Below are 14,393 nucleotides of genomic sequence, written 5' to 3'. Positions count from 1 at the left end.
AATGGTTGATCAAATAGCGTTACTGACTTCGAGTCGGTAACGCTATTTTTTATGGATAATAATGACGTATGGATTCGGAAAAGTAACTATTCTGTTACCAAATGTAAAGGAATCGGGTCAACCAAATTTTCTGAATTAACCAGTATTCTTACAAATGCTTACATGCTAAAAACCATCTGGTAAGAATTACTACAAGTTCAGGTTACAAAATTGTGATATATTGAACTCTGCCGAAACTTCCGGATAGGGAGTGCGGGGGATGTAACGATGCAGATTGTGCAGGGGGAAGATCAACAGCACACTGCTTGGGGTGAATTGGGTACATAACATTTCAAATGTAACGAAGAACCTATAGGGTGGCTCCTCATCCGAATCCGACAACTAACTTCGCAGGCACAATGAGGGAGGAAGACCATGATTAACAAGAAACGTATAGCCAAAACAGCAGTAGCATTAATGACAACAGCAATGCTCATTCAAGCCGTTCCGGCTCACGCCGATTCAGTTCATGTGGCCAAAGAAGGGGATACCTTCTACACCTTATCAAAACAATATGGAGTAGCACTCAACACGTTGGTTAAAGCAAACAACGATATTTCGGCTTACAATATTTATGGTGGTTTGAAAATTACGATTCCCGGTAAGGCAAACAATGTTGCAGCCGCTGCGGCAACGGAGAGCAAGACCCCAGCCAAAACGGTTACCACAGCAAGTTTGGACGTTAACGCAGATAACAAAGTGGTTCAAGCCTGGGGTAAGACATTCGATTACAGCAAAGCTGTGAACGTAAAAGCAACGGCATACTCTGCAGATCCGTCTGAAAATGGAGGATGGGGTGCAGTCGATTATTTCGGAAATGACCTTGAACTGGGCACAATTGCAGTTGATCCAAGTGTAATTCCACTCGGAACCAAAGTACTGGTAACTGGTCACAGCCATCCAGGATTGCCAAAACAAGCTTTTGTAGCCACAGCACGTGATGTGGGCGGTGCAATCAAAGGTCACCGGATTGATATCTTCATCCCGGGTAGCAAACAGTCCGTAAGCACATTTGGATTTCAGGATATCGAGCTGTACATTCTGAAGTAGAGAGAAAATAACATTTAAAATGAATTCAAACAGGGTGTCTGCCAGTCGCTAATTCGCGATTGAACAGCACCCTTTTAATATTCTCATTATTTGTTATCACGGTCATCCTAATCTTTGGCCTTTGGCAATCCCAGCATTTCGTCCAAGGTGACCAGTTCATATCCCCGATTACGTAGTTCCTCAATAATTTCAGGCAAAGCCTTAATCGTGCCGTTCAGGTTTGACCCTACACCGCCTCCAGCATGTTGCAGAACGATGGAGCCAGGTTTCACGGCAGACAGGATGTTATCTTTCACCTGTTCCTTTGAAAGGCCTTTCCAGTCCAGGGAGTCTACGTTCCAGTTCACAATGCTATAGTGTTGTTTGGCAGCCCATCTCAGCTGTTCTTCATTAATGTCTCCATAAGGTGGCCGAATCATCTTGGGCGTATAACCCGCCAAACGTTGAATAATATCCCCGGTATGTAAAATTTGTTTGCGAAAGGCATTCATCGACAGCTTACTGAATTCAGGATGATTGTAGCTGTGATTACCAACCATATGCCCTTCCTTAACAATGCGTTTCACCAGATCCGGATGTTTCTCAGCACGACTACCCACGATGAAGAATGTAGCTCTGACATTGTACTTCTTCAATACATCCAGTACTTGTGGAGTAAACCGTGGATCAGGTACATCATCAAAAGTCAGTGCAACCTTCTTGGTTGAAGGACCATTGGTTTTAAACGTATCGGCATATTTTTGACGTAATTGTCCCAATGTCAGTTGTTCTTCTTCCGCAGAATCCGAACCTGATACGGATTCACTTGGCGGGCTTGAAACGTCCCGCGATGAAACTGGAGCATGATATCCTCCGAGAAAAATAACGATAACCATTAGCATAATGAGGCGTACGCGCATAATAACGGCCTCCTTTTCCAAAATGACGTTCTCCTTGGTATGCCCGGGGTCTCCATAAAATATGCGCAGTGTGAGAAGTTTCATTGCCGATTTAGCTCATGACAGCCATAATTCCTCCATATATAACATATAGAAAAGGATAGGTGGATGGGTATGAGTACATATGATTTGAAATCCATACGTTTACAGGTGATTGAAGCAGGAGAAGATAAGGTTTTTCTCGTTACCGGAGGAAAGGCGCATATTGGCGCCGTAGCCACGTTCTACGTGGATCATGAGCGCGTAAGCGGGACGACAGTACATATTCCTGGGCATAAAGAACAAGAGCTGTGTGAGCGGCTTGCCCGAAAGGCTGCCTTGCAGCTGAAAGTAACCGTTACGGTGATCATGGGTATCCATTTTGATTCCATCACGCGGATGCAGATCGACGAAATCGTGCAGACTGCAGAGAGGTTGATGGAGGATCATCTGAACAAAGATAAACGATCTTCCTGACATAAGAACCATTCAATGTTTTGATTTTATTTGCTAAAATTGAAACGAGTTGTAGATTGTTACGTATGTATGTTTATATACGATGTAATATCGACTAGGAGGAATAACATAATGTCCATTTTCAAACGTTTGCGTGATTTAACTATGTCTAACATCAACGCCATTATTGACAAGGCGGAAGATCCAATCAAGATGACGGACCAATATATCCGTGACATGCAAGAGGATCTGGAAGATGCGGAGAAAGCAGTAGCTCAACAGATCGCCATTGAGAAGAAATTCAAGCAGTTATTCGAAGAGCAGGAAGCTCTTGTGAAGAAACGTGAAGAGCAGGCGCATACGGCGGCACGTGCTCAGAATCTGGATTTGGCTCGACGTGCCCTGGAAGAGAAAAAGGTTGCTGAAGAGAAGATGGCTGAGTACAAAACCAGCTATGACCAAAACAAGGCTTCTGCGGATAACCTGCGTGGCAAGCTCGACGAGATGCGTAAGCAACTGACTCAAATGAAGAACAAACGCGAAACTCTGGTAGCCCGTTACAATGCAGCAAAAGCCCAAACGGAAATCAACAAAGCGTTGAATGGGTTTGGCTCTGATACTGCAAGTGCTGGTATGAAGCGTATGGAAGAGAAAATGATGCAGATGGAAGCACAGGCCGAAGCAAGTAACGAAATGTCATCCAAAGGAAAATCTTTGGATGATGAGTTCGAGAAGTTGGGTAAAGATCAGGCTGTTGAAGACGAACTCGCAGCATTGATGAAACAGTACGATAATAAGAACTAATACCTTGGTTGTCAGCAGGGTTAACCAGCGGAGGAGAAGAGTATTTCTCCTTCGCTTTTAAATGCGGTTCATGTTGATATGTGGGGGCTGTGTAAATGGATTTGAACATTTTGGCGATGCTGGTCTGGACCGGATCTGGTTCGGTTTTGCTGTTTGTCTTGATGTATGTTGATTCACTGTTCACGAAATATAAGGATTTTGCTGAAGTTAAGGCCGGCAATATGGCCGTTACGACACGTATGGTTATGAAATTATTTGCACAAGGATATGTACTTGCTACGTCCATTTCTACGGCCGGTCACCTGGGAGAAGCACTGCTGGTCTCCGTTGTATCCTTTATCATTTTGTTGATTCTGGAGAGTGTTGTACACTTTATGATTCGCAAATGGGCCAATCTGGATCTGGATACGGGAATTCAGCAAGGGAAGACAGGATACGGGTTGTTCTCTGGCGCTTTACATATCGTGGGCGCACTGATTATTGCAGCTTGTTTATAAGATAAGGAACAGGAGTAATTCTCATGAGTGTATGGAAACGAATTAAAGGAATACTAACGAAACCTGAACCACCGCAGGCAGAGAAAACGATGCTTCAGCTTGCACCTGGTGATATCTGTGAGGTTTCTCTGGTCACTTATGAAGTCGTTGGTCGGGTACAAAATCGTGCTCGAAATGCAGTTGTGCTCACGCTACAAGATGGTACCGCATTTCGATATTTGCATATCGAAGAACGGGAACTCACACGTTACGCCCTATATACACCAATTGATGGCAGGCTTGATGCGCCTGATGAGGTGCCTACATTGCTGGACCTGGATGGACGTGCATTTCATCTGGAGGAAGAGTATGGAGGCATGGTATCAACGGCAGGTAGAACTCCATATGGCCAGGCTGGAGAACAATTGGTATGGCAGTATCAGTCGGATGATAATCTGCTTCTTCGCGTGGAGTGGCAAGACAGAAGATTTACACTGTATGAGGGTGAGTCCATTCTTCCTGCGGATATCAAAGTGATTCGTTCGAGCTAGGAGAGGTTCCAATGAAAAAACGCTTGGCACATGGATTAAAATTAATGCTGGTCCTCAGCCTTGTCATGTCTCTGTTGTCCGCGTGCGGAGCAGCACCTTCTGTTCAGGACACATATCCGCTTGAATCGGTTAACGGCAGTGGTAACTCAACGTCCTATGTGTACCGGGCTTCTGACCGTACCGTTCCGGAAGTGGCTCAGGAATTGTCTGACCAGCGGCAACCGGATCAGATCTCGGCAGAGAATACAGAGCGTATGTTCCTCGTCTATCAGGACGAGTATTATCACCTGCAACAAGACCCGAACAAGCCGGAGGATATCTTGGTTGAGGTGGACTCCAAGGAATATGTTCGGCAGAACTACGATTCATCTTTTTTACAAGGTTACCTCACCGCTACATTAATTGGTAATCTGTTCGATTCTTTTGGCGGGCGAGGTTATGGCAACTATCGAGGATATACCAATAAAGATACGTATAAACCGAGTGCAGGATCTTATCGTGCACCAACAAGTAATGACAAGAAGCTTGCTCCACCTATTACTGTTGATCGAAAAGGTACGATTACAAGGCGCGGAAGCGATAAAGATTCAAGCGTGGGATCTGGCGGAGGATTATTCAACCGCAACAAGGATCAGAGCAAGGGAACCATTGATCGCAACAAGAGCAGTGGCGGGTTGTTTGATTCACCTAAGAAATCCTATAAAAAACCAAAAACCAGAGTGGGCGGCGGCCGAATTAAGAGGCGAAGATAATAAACATCTAATCATAAGGATGGCTGCCAATCGCATAGTTCATTTAAGAACAGTGACAAGGGAAGGCGGATTCACCTCGCCGGCATATGACCTTGGAACTGTTCTTTTTGGTTTACGATTTGCGAACATGATTGGACTTGTGTACGCGGGGAATCGTTGTAGCAGGCTGCTTGCGAATCCAGCGGATAAATGGAATCATTCGTTCATCCTGTCTCAAGGATTGCAGATCAGTGAGACCAAGGGTTACAATGTCGCGATTGGTGTATAGCGAATGAATCTGTTTGTGACAGGGGATGCACAGGTTGGCCGTTGGTAGAAATGTTCCGCCCATTTCTTTGGGTGTCAGATGATGAATGGTCGTATTCACAGGTTCTCTTTCGCATAATTCACATCGATTACTCATGATTATCGCCTCCCTTTGTCACTTATATTATGGGCAGACAAGATGCCTTTCATGTTGAACATAGGTCAAGGAATGTTACACCTGTAAGAAATAAGATTTGTCACAGGATCAATAAGTGATGTACTTGTTATCTTACAGTATTCGGGCTACACTTTCTTAAAGGATGATAGTCTTTAGGAGGTAAGAATACTTTTGAAAATGAACTCACATTCACATGATATGACAACTGCCAAATTCAATCGTACAGCTGTACAGGTACCGGATGCCCAGGCCAAAATAGCTGCAAGAGTTACTGTAGGCTCCATAGAGAAAGTTCATCTTGAATCTGCTCATGGCCGCACACTTGCAGAGACGATTCAGGCACCCCATCCGTATCCATTTTTCCGAAGATCGGGTATGGATGGATTCGCGATTATCAGTACAGATACCATAGATGCATCGAGTGATCATCAAGTTTGGTTTCGAGTCATTGATGAAATTCCTTGCGGCTACACTTCGGATCACACCATTGTTTCAGGTACGACGGCTCGCATCATGACCGGTGCACAGGTTCCGGAAGGTGCGGATGCGGTAGTTATGATGGAGATGACCGAGAGCAAGGTAGAGAATGGAGAACAGTGGATTGCATTGAAACGGCACATATTGTCGGGTGCTAATATCACCCCAATCGGACTGGAAGTCCAAGAGGGACAGCAACTGCTCGAAGCAGGAACGATCATCAGGGCAGGAGAGCAGTCCGTGTTAGCTACTTTTGGCATAGCAGAAGTTCCTGTATTTCAACGTCCAAAGGTGGCGATATTTGCAACCGGCACGGAATTGCTTGATGTAGATGAGCCATTACAACCAGGTCGGATTCGGAACAGCAACAGTTACATGCTGCGCTCTCTGGTTGTTGAGGCAGGTGGAGAGCCTGTGATGTACGGTTCTATTGCAGACGATGTGAATACGGCAAGGGCCAAACTGGAAGAAGCCATTCAAGATAATGATATCGTGGTGACCACAGGCGGAGTATCCGTCGGGGATTATGATATTATGGGTGAACTTGTGCTGGAAGAACATGTGGAGATGTTGTTTAACAAAGTGACGATGCGACCAGGTAGTGTGACCACAACTGCTGTATATAAAGATAAATTGCTGTTTGCACTTTCGGGTAACCCGGGGGCTTGTTTTGTAGGTTTTGGTTTGTTTGTTCGTCCAACCATACGTTCCATGCAGGCGGATGCTCATCCTTATATGGAAGAATGGACTGCGATCTTGGAAGAAGAGTACACCAAAGTAAACAATTTTACACGGTTCGTCCGTGGACGCACGCAGATCCGCAACGGCATGGTGTACGCAATACCGGCTGCCGCAAGTGTAGATGAATCCAGCGTGATGATCACCATTAAGGACAGTGATTGCCTGATTGTTATTCCTCCTGAGAAAAAAGGTATTCCTGCGGGTGAGCAGGTACGCATTCTCAAATTGCCCTCAGGTCATGTGAGATAGTTGGTGGATGACTACAATGAGTGATACAAAGCCACATATCATACAGATTGTTGGATACAAAAACACGGGCAAGACAACCCTGACAGCCGCGCTGATTGGGCACTTTTCTTCTATGGGACTTAAAGTAGCGGCAATTAAGCATGATGGACATGACCATTTTGAGATGGATCAAGAAGGAACGGATTCGTATCGATTTGGAGAAGCTGGGGCCTCGGCGGTGGTTGTTATGTCAGAGAAACGTACTGCGATTATGGAGCGACAGGTAACCAAGCTGGAGGATATGTTAATTCATCTGTCCGGTTATGATTGGATTGTTGTTGAAGGATTCAAGGATGCTTCTTATCCCAAATTTGTGATGGTTCGAGAAGAGAAAGATCTGACCTTGGTTGATCAGCTTAAAGGGGTAGTGGGTATGATCTCGTGGTTACCTTCAGAGCAGTTTATTGAGCAGAGCACCGTAAGCAGAGAGATAGCATGGTACTCGGTTCATGAAACGGAGGATATAGCCAAAGCGTTGTTAGCGATGGTTGAGAGCGAGTGTAGGTAGAATGGTGAAGTCTAATCGTAGAAACGTTAAAAAAGTAGGATACTATGATCGCTGGATATGATTGAATGTACAGAGAGCGTGATTGATTCTTTTTTAAATATAACGTAATATTTATTATGTAAACTATAATCATTTCTGATTATGCTCTTCTCCTTGAATGATGCAAAAGAAACAAAAAAGCAGCAGACCTTTCTCGGATCGAAATCCTTGATGTGGCTTGCTGCTTTTATTCTGTTCGGGATGTTACATCCCGTCATCAGTACGACGTTCGATGGCTTCGGACATCGTTTTGTCGGTAAGGTGAGCATAGATCTCGGTCGTTTCCGTAGAAGCGTGTCCAAGCTGCTCCTTCGTTTTGTAAATATCATTTTGCAAATAATAGTCGGTTGCGAATGAATGGCGTAATTTGTGCACGGTCAAGTAGGGTTTGCCAAAACGTTTGGCGTATTTCATAATCATGGCCTGAATCGCTCTTTTGGTCATTCGACTGCCTTCGGAATCTCCGTTACGCAAAGCAATGAACAGACCTTTCTCCCGCTTGGGCGTGCGGTAACGTGATTGCCGCAGGTTCATATAAATTGCGAGTTCGTCCTTGGCCTGTTCCCTGAAATAAACGGGTGTTTTGTACGTCTCATCATTGTTACCTTTGCGATAGACATACAGGAGTTTGTTGTTCAGATCAAGGTCATCGACGTTCAGGTTCACAACTTCCGACACTCGTAAGCCGGAATTCAGAATCAGGCTGGCAATACAGGCGTCCCGTTCTTTGTTGATTTCATGGGAGTACAGGGCCTGCTTGTTCTTCTCCATATCCACAGCGTAACCTTCAAGGATATAGCCAATAAATTCCAGCGGTTCCTCTTCCTCCAGGATTTTACCTTTGAGTTTGGCAGCGGTGTCCTTGGGTTTATGGGTACGCTTGATCTCGATTTTGGCCATAATGTTCCGCTTCAGCAAAGGATAAAAGTCTTCATCTTCCGCAATTTGGCTCAGGTAATGAAAAAGGGAGCGAAGGGAAGAGAGTTTGCGAGATACGGTAATTCTGGAATTGGTTCCTTCCCGTTTGGTTGTAAGAAATAACCGATAGGCGGTAACCGAATCCATGCGAAGGACTTCCAGTTCAGTCAAGGTAACTTCTTTATTAGAGCTTGCCTCGGATAGCCCCTCTGCTCGCAACCATCCGAAGAAAGCTTCGTAATCTCTCAGATATTCGAGCAGGGTAGAGGGGGACAGGTCAGGCAGTTTGTAGTCCATGAATTGCTGAACGAACCAAGGCATGGAAGGTAGTTTGTCATCCAGCTTGCGTCGATCAATCTCTTTTTGCACGTTGGTCAAGTTCGACACCTCCATGTGAAAAACATATAAGATTAATATTCAATTTAATAGTATTCTATGCTCTAGTGTACCATAATTTACATGCTCACAGCTTGTTCACCAAAGCAGGCAGTAAGTAGGGTATGCTTCCTTGCCCTTCGGCGCGTAAACCTTTAAAGTAATTAGTATACGTAGAGCAGAGGAGGTGAACCGGATGAATATGAAAATAGAACTGGTTCCCCGGGAACGCAGTCAGGTGATTCGGCATTTAATGCAATTTTATTTATATGATTTTACTAAATACCTGAATATTGATGTGGACAGTAACGGCATTTTTCCGGAATATCCCGGTCTGGAGGCATTCTGGGCAGAAAAGGACCGCAAGTTTCCTTTTTTGATTACAAGTGATGGGGCACCTGCAGGGTTTGCTCTGGTGGAGAAATTGGAGCCTGGTAGTAAGGATAATGACTACTATTTGACTGAGTTTTTTGTGATGCAAAAATATCGGCGTAGTGGGGTGGGCACTCGGGCAGCCTACGAGCTGTTCAAACGTTTTCCAGGAAGATGGAAAGTGACCCAGGTTCGTAACAATGTCATTGCGCAGGCGTTCTGGCGAAAAATTATAGGGGATTATACCGGAGGCCGTTTCCGAGAAAAGTTCCATCCGGAGCTAGGCAATCCAAGCCAGTATTTTGTAACCTGATTCCTATCGGGGTTTACCTACATATAGAAGCATTTGCATGATTGCGATATAAGATGAATTAATCATTTACACGATAACGGAGAGGACAGAAAAAACCTGAAAAAGCGAAGCGTTTGCCTAAAAGCTTTCTAAAAGAAAGCTGCATCGGAAGCATACGCTATCCCCGGATTTTCCCCTTCAGAAAAGGGAATCAAAAAATCTGGGGATAACAGCGATTGGAAGGTTATTCTGTCATCGTAGTGTCAGTGTAAATAATCTTTAGTTCAACTTATAAATCTGATGAAGGAGTGAGTAACATGAACGTACCCACATTCCATCTCGATGGACAGACAGCACTGGTGACAGGGGCGGGGAGAGGGATCGGAAAAGCAATTGCGATTGGACTTGCCCAGTCAGGCAGTGACGTTGTACTTGTATCCCGGACGATGAAAGAAATTGAGGAGACAGCAGCCTACATCTATGAACAGACAGGGCGTAAAGCGCTCGCTCTGACTGCGGATGTGACATCAAAAGAACAAATGGAAGAGACGTTTCAAGAGGCGATCTCGGAGATGGGTAGTCTGGACATTCTGGTGAATAACGCAGGTATGAACATACGGACACCGGCACTTGAAGTAACGGACGAGCAGTGGGAGATCATCATGCAGACAAACTTAAAATCGGCTTTCTTCGCTTCGCAGTTGGCGGGTCTGCATATGAAAGAACGTGGGACTGGAAAGATCATTAACATCTCTTCGGTAGGCGGTCACACGGCCTTGCGGACAGGGGTTGTATATGGTGCGACCAAAGCTGCATTAATTCATATGACCAAAGTTCTCGCACTGGAATGGGGCAAGTATGGAATCCGTGTCAATTCAGTAGGGCCATGGTATTTCCGAACACCTTTGACTGAAAAGTTGCTGGATGATCCCCATTATTTGCAGGAAATTGTAAGCCGTACACCGTTACAGCGAGTGGGAGAACTGGAAGAAGTGGTAGGGCCGGTTGTATTCCTGGCATCAGATGCAGCGGGATACATAACGGGTCAGACGTTATTGGTTGACGGTGGAATGTCCATTTATGGCTTTTAAATAAATGAAGTTGGTTGCAGTTTGGAAAAGTGGGTGGCATAACCAAATCATGGGTAATAACATAAGGGAAGTTGAAGTTAATCTGTATTTCTATTTATCTGTACCCAATTCACTGAACTTGGAGGAAGATAACCATGGAAACGCGCAAGTACGGTAATACTGGCATGAACGTAAGTACACTTGGATTTGGCGGAGCGGAAATAGGAAAAAATGTATCCAAAACGGATGTAGCAACATTGCTGAATAGTGCCCTGGATGCTGGATTAAACGTGATAGACACGGCTGAATGTTACGGTGACAGCGAGGAATTAATCGGCGAGGTGTTGTCACATCGGCGTGATGACTACTATTTGTTCACCAAATGTGGACATGCTGCCGGGATCGAAGGTCCGGATTGGGATGCCAAAGTACTGGAGCAAACGATTGACCGTAGTCTGAAAAGGCTGAAAACGGACTATGTGGATGTTATCCATTTGCATAGCTGCTCCGAAGAAGTACTCCGACAAGGAGCAGTGATCGAAGTGCTACAGCGTGCCAAGGAATCAGGTAGGACCAGGTTTATCGGATACAGTGGGGATACAACAGATGCGCTATATGCGATTCAGACCGGAGTATTTGACAGCCTGGAGACTTCATTAAATATCGCAGATCAGGAAGCAATTGATCTTACGTTGCCTGAGGCAAGAAAAAGAAACATGGGTGTCATCGCCAAAAGACCAATTGCCAATGCGGCCTGGACGTATGATACACTTTCAGAAGAGGCTTATCCATTTATATACTGGAAGCGCTTAAGTGAACTGAACTATGGTTTTCTGGGTGAAGATGCCCAGGTAGCGGTGGAAACAGCACTGCGTTTTACGCTAAGTACCGAAGGTGTAGACACAGCTATTGTAGGAACAGCCAAGCCCAATCGCTGGCAGCAAAATGCTGATCTTGTGGCTAAAGGGCAACTCCCACAGGAATTGTATGATGAAATTAGAGCACGATGGAAAGAAATCGCCGGAGCAGATTGGACTGGCCGGACTTAAATCAGAAATATTAGCGAAGCCGCCATATGGCGGCTTTTTTATGAATAACATAAAATATTTTCAACATATGAAAAATTCACAACAACTTTCGGATCAGGGGCTGAGAAAAATTTTAGGGGATAATGTCTATACGTCAGCTTAGTCCGAAACGGAACGGGTGACAAAGGATGAAAGAGGAAAAATCCCAGGAAATATCCCTTCTTATAAGCGACTAAATTTATAAAAAACGACGAAGATATTGAGAAAATACGAAAAATAGGCAATCTACGTTCAATTTAAAAGAAATAACGAATAAGTTATAATATTTCAACATATGAAAAATTCACAATAGAAAGATCATTTTCTCACCTTAGTTACCATCTCTCATATAGCCACATTGACGCACCACCAAGTTTAAAAGGAAAACCATTTTAAGCGATTGAAGTCAACCACTTTTTTGCGGGTTTAAATCAAATTGAAAATATATCTTTATGAATAATCTCTAAAAGCATACAGCTTAAATTAATTATAAGAATGATAATAACATATTAATTATTATGTAAACTAATAATAATTCTTTTGGCAATACAGACATAAAACCTCCATGACCTGCAAATCGTAAGGGGATAAGGCAGAAGGAGGAGCTTCATGAAAAGTCAGCAACACCGTAAAAACGACGACGAAAAACTAAGTTGGTTCAGCCTATCCTTGTTTGGCGCGGGTTGCACACTGGGAACGGGATTTTTTCTGGGAACCAGTCTCGCGATTCATTGGGCCGGCATATCTGTACTTATATTGTTGGTGCTGGCGGCGGCAGGTACTTACTTTGTATTTGGTGCGCTGGCACAGATGACGGCAGATGATCCAAAGGAAGGCGCTTTTCGAACGTATGCGGGCGAAGCATTCGGACCTTGGGCTGGTTTTGGTAGTGGATGGATGTACTGGTTCTCTGAAATGCTCATCATGGGCAGCTCATTAACGGCACTTGGGCTGTTCTCTCAATTCTGGTTTCCCAAGTTTCCGCTATGGGCATTTGTTGCGATCTACGCCGCTATAGGTCTGTTCATTGCTGCACTGGGAGCGAAGGGATTAACCAAAACGGAGAATATTCTTGCTGTAATCAAACTTGCTGCAACGGTTGCATTTATAGCTATAGCAGGAGCGGCTTGTCTGGGTTGGTTACCTGTAAAAGTCACACCAGAGCAATTGAAGAATGAATGGTTCCCGCATGGGGGTAAAGGGGTATGGACCGGTTTCATCTATGCATTCTTTGCTTTTGCCGGGATCGAGGTTATGGGCCTGATGGCAGCTAACCTGAAAGAGCCAAAAGATGCAGTGAAATCAGGTCGAGTGATGCTATTATCGGTGAGTACACTCTATGTGATTGCAATTGCGTTGATCCTGTTGCTTGTGCCTTCAGTTCAGTTAACTCCAGATGAAAGTCCGCTTGTCAAAGCCATGGCAACCATTGGATTCACTGTTGTGGTCCACATTCTCAACGGAATTCTGATTATAGCCGGATTCTCGACAATGGTGGCTTCGTTATATGCCATTACGTCCATGTTGGTGAAACTCGCAGAAGATGGAGATGCACCAAAACTGTTCACGAAGACCTGGGGAAAAAAGGACATGCCACTTCAGGCATTGTGTTGCACAGCGGCTGGATTAGTCCTGTCTACGTTGATGGCATTATGGATGCCCAAGAGTTTGTTTGAATATGTGACGACAGCAGGTAGTCTGGTATTAATGTATACATGGCTGCTCATCTGCATCACGTACATTAAAAAAATGAAGCCCGTGAAGTGGAATCGCATCAAAGTGTGGATTGCCATAGTATTAATTGTGGCTGCTGTGGCTGGGACAGCGATGGAAAAAGCCAGCAGAACGGGTCTGCTGGCAAGTGTGGGACTTTTGGTGTTCCTTGGGATCATCACGTATGTTGTTCATAAGGTACGTGGCTCGAAAGCATCGCAGTCAGCACCATCCAAACCATAAGCAACTCTCAGCAACTTTCGTGGAGGTCGTACAACGGATTAATGAGTGCTTTAAGATTATTTCGTCAACTTGCCTAAGGCTTGCTTCATCCGCATGAATGGACATTTGGAAGGTGTCTGCTCATCATCAGGCAGGAAATACTGTTTCCATTCCAGATTATCCTGCTGACCATACCACATCAGCGAAGGGTGAGCAGGTACAGCATCATATGCAGCGAGACGTTTGCGAATTAAGGTTTTCATTTTACGGCCAAGAGGGGTGTTGTCATTAATGGATTCGAATACCCACCGTGGTTGAAAAGCAAACATGAGATAAGGAAAATGCCGGCTGGCTCGGAGTTCATGTGCAGGAGTTGCACAAAAACAAAAGTAAGGCTCTCCGCCAAAGCAAAACTCCCATGATGAATCATGAGGATCGGTTGAAATATGTTCCGGCCACGGCTCGGTATCGTGTGAACTTACCCGATTAAGCATTTGCCAGAATAACGTCTGATATTGCTCTACCGTTGTATGATCTTTCAGATCACTTGGTGTCTCACAGATCACGACCATCGAAGCGTAATGACCGGTGTCTCTGGAGACAGGACCATATTGTCTAAGCAGATCGGCCATATCTTCGGCAGCATGTTCAGATCGGGGGTCACACGTAAATCCGTACCTCAAATGTCCTGACAGAAATCCCATTCGTCCAGGTACACATGGATACGTATTATCTTCGTCGGCGATCATTTTACCAAATTGCGAATAAGCGTCCTGCTGCCAAGATGGAAGACGCTCAAACAAGGTGTTTATTTCGTCGGCACTATACAGCTCCGCCATTGA

General features: G+C 44.8%; 16 protein-coding genes and 1 riboswitch. Of the genes, 12 read left to right on the top strand and 4 right to left on the bottom strand.

Features of this window, described 5'->3' with window-relative positions; translation table 11 throughout:
* Nucleotides 1–218: 218 nt before the first annotated feature.
* A riboswitch (cyclic di-AMP (ydaO/yuaA leader) is annotated at nt 219–412 on the top strand.
* 2 nt (nt 413–414) lie between these two features.
* Nucleotides 415–1,089 carry a 3D domain-containing protein gene (locus NSQ20_RS18740; protein WP_076317631.1) on the top strand — a complete coding sequence of 225 codons (675 nt, stop codon included), beginning with the start codon at nt 415–417 and terminating at the stop codon, nt 1,087–1,089.
* 107 nt (nt 1,090–1,196) lie between these two features.
* Here NSQ20_RS18740 and NSQ20_RS18735 read toward each other — a convergent pair whose 3' ends face one another.
* Entirely contained in the window at nt 1,197–1,988 is a 792-nt protein-coding gene (locus NSQ20_RS18735) for a polysaccharide deacetylase family protein (protein WP_340030572.1), read from the bottom strand.
* Nucleotides 1,989–2,141: 153 nt separating this feature from the next.
* Between NSQ20_RS18735 and NSQ20_RS18730 the strand changes: the two genes are divergently transcribed.
* The 5 genes from NSQ20_RS18730 to NSQ20_RS18710 all read left to right on the top strand — a co-directional run bounded on the left by NSQ20_RS18730 (nt 2,142) and on the right by NSQ20_RS18710 (nt 5,045).
* Nucleotides 2,142–2,483 (top strand): hypothetical protein, encoded by a 342-nt coding sequence (locus NSQ20_RS18730; protein ID WP_051447323.1) that lies wholly within the window; start codon nt 2,142–2,144, stop codon nt 2,481–2,483.
* Nucleotides 2,484–2,594: 111 nt separating this feature from the next.
* Nucleotides 2,595–3,266, top strand: a complete 672-nt coding sequence (locus NSQ20_RS18725) for a PspA/IM30 family protein (protein WP_340030571.1) — start codon at nt 2,595–2,597, stop codon at nt 3,264–3,266.
* A gap of 95 nt (nt 3,267–3,361) precedes the next feature.
* Nucleotides 3,362–3,763: a DUF350 domain-containing protein gene (locus tag NSQ20_RS18720; RefSeq protein WP_036613690.1), complete on the top strand. Its 402-nt coding sequence runs from the start codon at nt 3,362–3,364 to the stop codon at nt 3,761–3,763.
* Between the two features lie 23 nt (nt 3,764–3,786).
* A complete protein-coding gene (locus tag NSQ20_RS18715) occupies nt 3,787–4,293 on the top strand; it encodes a DUF4178 domain-containing protein (protein WP_340030570.1) in 507 nt (168 codons plus the stop codon).
* Between the two features lie 11 nt (nt 4,294–4,304).
* Nucleotides 4,305–5,045 carry a DUF4247 domain-containing protein gene (locus tag NSQ20_RS18710; RefSeq protein WP_340030569.1) on the top strand — a complete coding sequence of 247 codons (741 nt, stop codon included), beginning with the start codon at nt 4,305–4,307 and terminating at the stop codon, nt 5,043–5,045.
* 112 nt (nt 5,046–5,157) lie between these two features.
* On the opposite strand, the gene NSQ20_RS18705 is transcribed toward NSQ20_RS18710, so the two are convergent.
* Nucleotides 5,158–5,448 (bottom strand): HNH endonuclease, encoded by a 291-nt coding sequence (locus tag NSQ20_RS18705; RefSeq protein ID WP_340030568.1) that lies wholly within the window; start codon nt 5,446–5,448, stop codon nt 5,158–5,160.
* Between the two features lie 198 nt (nt 5,449–5,646).
* On the opposite strand from NSQ20_RS18705, the gene glp reads away from it, so the two are divergent.
* Both glp and mobB read left to right on the top strand, forming a co-directional pair.
* Nucleotides 5,647–6,936: a gephyrin-like molybdotransferase Glp gene (gene glp / locus NSQ20_RS18700; protein ID WP_339200004.1), complete on the top strand. Its 1,290-nt coding sequence runs from the start codon at nt 5,647–5,649 to the stop codon at nt 6,934–6,936.
* A gap of 16 nt (nt 6,937–6,952) precedes the next feature.
* Complete coding sequence (gene mobB, locus NSQ20_RS18695; RefSeq protein ID WP_339193700.1) at nt 6,953–7,483, top strand: molybdopterin-guanine dinucleotide biosynthesis protein B; 531 nt, start codon at nt 6,953–6,955, stop codon at nt 7,481–7,483.
* 243 nt (nt 7,484–7,726) lie between these two features.
* On the opposite strand, the gene xerS is transcribed toward mobB, so the two are convergent.
* A complete protein-coding gene (xerS, locus tag NSQ20_RS18690) occupies nt 7,727–8,833 on the bottom strand; it encodes a tyrosine recombinase XerS (RefSeq protein ID WP_340030567.1) in 1,107 nt (368 codons plus the stop codon).
* Nucleotides 8,834–9,011: 178 nt separating this feature from the next.
* Between xerS and NSQ20_RS18685 the strand changes: the two genes are divergently transcribed.
* The 4 genes from NSQ20_RS18685 to NSQ20_RS18670 all read left to right on the top strand — a co-directional run bounded on the left by NSQ20_RS18685 (nt 9,012) and on the right by NSQ20_RS18670 (nt 13,572).
* Entirely contained in the window at nt 9,012–9,500 is a 489-nt protein-coding gene (locus NSQ20_RS18685; RefSeq protein WP_036613700.1) for a GNAT family N-acetyltransferase, read from the top strand.
* Nucleotides 9,501–9,796: 296 nt separating this feature from the next.
* Nucleotides 9,797–10,570, top strand: a complete 774-nt coding sequence (locus tag NSQ20_RS18680; RefSeq protein WP_340030566.1) for a glucose 1-dehydrogenase — start codon at nt 9,797–9,799, stop codon at nt 10,568–10,570.
* 134 nt (nt 10,571–10,704) lie between these two features.
* Nucleotides 10,705–11,598, top strand: a complete 894-nt coding sequence (locus tag NSQ20_RS18675) for an aldo/keto reductase (RefSeq protein WP_340030565.1) — start codon at nt 10,705–10,707, stop codon at nt 11,596–11,598.
* A gap of 627 nt (nt 11,599–12,225) precedes the next feature.
* The gene (locus NSQ20_RS18670) at nt 12,226–13,572 is read left to right on the top strand and encodes an amino acid permease (protein WP_340030564.1); all 1,347 of its coding nucleotides are present in this window, start codon (nt 12,226–12,228) and stop codon (nt 13,570–13,572) included.
* Between the two features lie 56 nt (nt 13,573–13,628).
* On the opposite strand, the gene NSQ20_RS18665 is transcribed toward NSQ20_RS18670, so the two are convergent.
* Nucleotides 13,629–14,390: a YqcI/YcgG family protein gene (locus NSQ20_RS18665; protein ID WP_036613709.1), complete on the bottom strand. Its 762-nt coding sequence runs from the start codon at nt 14,388–14,390 to the stop codon at nt 13,629–13,631.
* Between the last annotated feature and the right edge of the window lie 3 nt (nt 14,391–14,393).

The sequence above is a fragment of the Paenibacillus sp. FSL K6-1122 genome, assembly GCF_037977015.1.
Taxonomy (GTDB): Bacteria; Bacillota; Bacilli; order Paenibacillales; family Paenibacillaceae; genus Paenibacillus; species Paenibacillus amylolyticus.
The sequence above is the reverse complement of the archived record's forward strand: the minus strand, read 5'-3'. Positions and strand labels throughout refer to the sequence as shown.